The sequence below is a fragment of the Pseudoalteromonas sp. APC 3691 genome, from assembly GCF_030408135.1.
Taxonomy (GTDB): domain Bacteria; phylum Pseudomonadota; class Gammaproteobacteria; order Enterobacterales; family Alteromonadaceae; genus Pseudoalteromonas.
In genome coordinates this window covers 1-2,763 of record NZ_JASDCB010000128.1, presented here as the reverse complement: position 1 = coordinate 2,763, position 2,763 = coordinate 1, and the positions used below count along the sequence as shown (strand labels likewise).

The following is a 2,763-nucleotide window of genomic DNA, read 5'->3' as shown; positions in this document are numbered from 1 at the left end:
ACTCAGTTTTCAATTGAGACTCTAATTTGTTTGCCTCGCTACCTAAGTAGGTTGGCTGTTAGAACTCAATCTGTACGAGTGCCCACACAGATGATTGCTTTATATTGTTAAAGAACGTTTTGAGTCGTTTTAGCGCCTCAAGGGATGCGAATAATACACCCTTTATTTTCCGAGTCAACACTTAGTTTTAAACTTTCTTTTGGAATATTTAAAACCGAAGTTTTATTTAACTCTCTGAGTTGTTCCTGCCTCGCTATGCGTTGTCCGCTGCGCGTCGCCATATCCCGTCTCAGTGGGGTCGCATTATAGGGAGAACAGATTTTTACGCAAGTACTTTTTTAAAGAAAAAGTAAAAAAAGATGCTTTTCGCTCAGTATCTGAACTAAACCCCCTGAAACTGATAGTTTTGTAACCAAACGGTGCCTTTTATGGTACAAAAATAACCTTGCTGATACACTCAAAGCTAATAACTATTATCTAAAAGGTACTAAATATGGCAATCCGTTCTTATAAAGGTGTAACTCCTTCGTTTAATTCGTCTGTTTATATTGATGAGTCATCAGTTTTGGTTGGTGATATTACTTTAGGTGATAATAGTAGTGTTTGGCCTTTAGTAGCTGCCCGAGGCGATGTTAACTATATACGTATTGGTAAACGCTCCAATATACAAGATGGCAGTGTATTGCATTTATCTCGTGCAACTAAAAGCAATCCAGATGGTTATCCACTTATTATAGGTGACGATGTAACTGTAGGTCATAAGGTAATGCTGCACGGATGTATATTAGGAAACCGTATACTTGTAGGTATGGGCGCTATTATTATGGATAACGTGGTTGTTGAAGATGATGTAATTATAGGTGGGGGATCTTTGGTACCACCAAACAAACGCTTAGAGTCTGGTTACTTATATGTAGGGAGTCCGGTTAAGCAAGCCCGCCCTCTAACGGAGCAAGAACTTGCCTTTTTAAAAATATCTGCCAGTAACTACGTATCACTTAAAGATGAGTATTTAGCTGAAATAGCTAATTTAAGTTAATAAGCTTACTTCAATTTGGCCTGCCGAGTTATAGCTCTCTTCTTCGATAAGCTCCTCGGCACGTTCTTCGTAATCAAAACGATACTTTTCAAAATACTCTGTTGCATGGCTTTCGTCTGTTAATTTAAGTGTATTTACTTCTATTACACACTCCACCAGCATGCCACTAACTTGTGCAAAAAATACTAACTGATGATCGGGCTCTCTAAACTCTAGCCTATCTATAAATTGTATTGCCTGATTCATTTAAGCGTTCCTTGTTTGAGCGCATCAACGACGGGAAGTATTTTTGGCATTTTATTACGCCATACATAATATGCTTGAGCAGCTTGGCCAACTAACATGCCACTGCCATCTAAAAGCTTAGCGTTAATATTATGCTGTGCAACCCAATTCATAAAAATGGTATTTTGCAGTGAATAAAACATGTCATAAGCGACTTCACAGTTAGTTATGTGTTTTTTATCAAGTGCTGGAAGTTCGTTATTCATACTGCTAGAGGTAGAGTTTATTATTAGTGAGTAATCGCTTACTGGTAAATCATCAAAACCAAAGCCAGATACTGGTCCATATTGGGTAAACAGCTCTGCGAGTTCTTTGGCTTTTTGTGCTGTGCGATTAACTATTATTATTTCCTGAGGGTTATGCTCTAACAAAGGTAAAATAACCCCTCGAGCAGCACCGCCCGCACCTATGATTAAAATGCGTTTATTAGTTATGGCTACTTCATTAGCGAGTAAATCATTTACAAAGCCCACACCATCGGTGTTATCACCGAGTAATGAGTCATCATCTCGTTTTTTTAATGTATTAACAGCCCCTACTATTTTGGCTAATGGCGTAAGCTCATCAGCCATTGCATAAGCTTGCTCTTTAAATGGCATTGTAACGTTAGCACCCACACCGCCTTGCTCAAAAAAAGACAATACTGTTTTTTCAAAGTTATCGATAGGTGCTAATATTGCGCGATAGTCGATTTGCTCACCCAGTGATACAGCAAATTGTTTATGTATCGCGGGGGATTTTGAATGTTTAATTGGATTTCCAAAAACCGCATATTTGTCCATTTTAAAGCAACCTCTTTGCAGCTATAACACTGCCTATTAACGATGATAAGTAATATGATTAAACGACTTTTTTCTAAATCTAAGCCGGCTCCCGAGCAACAGGCTCCTACTCCTGAAAAAACACCGTATGAAATAATAGGTGGAGAGAAAGGGGCGCGAGCTATCTCCAATCGATTCTACGACATAATGGAGTCAGATGAATACGCTAAACCGTTATATGATATGCATCCTCTGCCATTAGATCGAATTCGCCAAGTATTTTTTGAATTTTTATCTGGTTGGTTAGGCGGGCCAAACCTATTTACTGAAAAACATGGCCAGCCAATGCTACGTAAAAGACATATGCCTTTTACTGTAGATAAAGCATTGCGCGATCAGTGGATGTACTGCATGAATAAAACGCTGGATATAGAAATAGACAATCCGTTGTTGCGTGAAGGCTTAAAGCAATCATTCTCTCAACTAGCAACGCACATGATCAATCAGCATTAAATTTATATATAGCCATAATGCAAAAAGGCGCTAATTAGCTGTCTCTTATACACAAATCCCTGCTAAGAAATTAGCGGGGATTTTTTTGAACTAAATCTCAATGTCATGATCAGATCTTCAAATCTTGTTTGAGGGCACATTATGATTAACGAACATACTCATTGG

At 38.4% G+C, this 2,763-nt stretch carries 4 protein-coding genes; 2 read left to right on the top strand and 2 right to left on the bottom strand.

Going from position 1 to position 2,763, the window contains the following annotated elements; all coding sequences use genetic code 11:
- Positions 1 to 493: 493 nt before the first annotated feature.
- Entirely contained in the window at positions 494 to 1,039 is a 546-nt protein-coding gene (locus QL998_RS20480; protein WP_024604901.1) for a gamma carbonic anhydrase family protein, read from the top strand.
- Here QL998_RS20480 and QL998_RS20475 read toward each other — a convergent pair.
- Together QL998_RS20475 and aroE are read right to left on the bottom strand one after the other, a co-directional pair.
- A complete protein-coding gene (locus QL998_RS20475; protein WP_004335144.1) occupies positions 1,031 to 1,285 on the bottom strand; it encodes a DUF1488 family protein in 255 nt (84 codons plus the stop codon). The two genes, QL998_RS20480 and QL998_RS20475, sit on opposite strands and share 9 nt — an antisense overlap.
- On the bottom strand, positions 1,282 to 2,106 hold the full coding sequence (aroE, locus tag QL998_RS20470) for a shikimate dehydrogenase (RefSeq protein ID WP_024604902.1): 825 nt from the start codon (positions 2,104 to 2,106) through the stop codon (positions 1,282 to 1,284). Before aroE ends, QL998_RS20475 begins: the two co-directional genes overlap by 4 nt.
- A 54-nt stretch (positions 2,107 to 2,160) precedes the next feature.
- On the opposite strand from aroE, the gene QL998_RS20465 reads away from it, so the two are divergent.
- The gene (locus QL998_RS20465) at positions 2,161 to 2,598 is read left to right on the top strand and encodes a group II truncated hemoglobin (RefSeq protein WP_004335148.1); all 438 of its coding nucleotides are present in this window, start codon (positions 2,161 to 2,163) and stop codon (positions 2,596 to 2,598) included.
- Positions 2,599 to 2,763 lie beyond the last annotated feature (165 nt).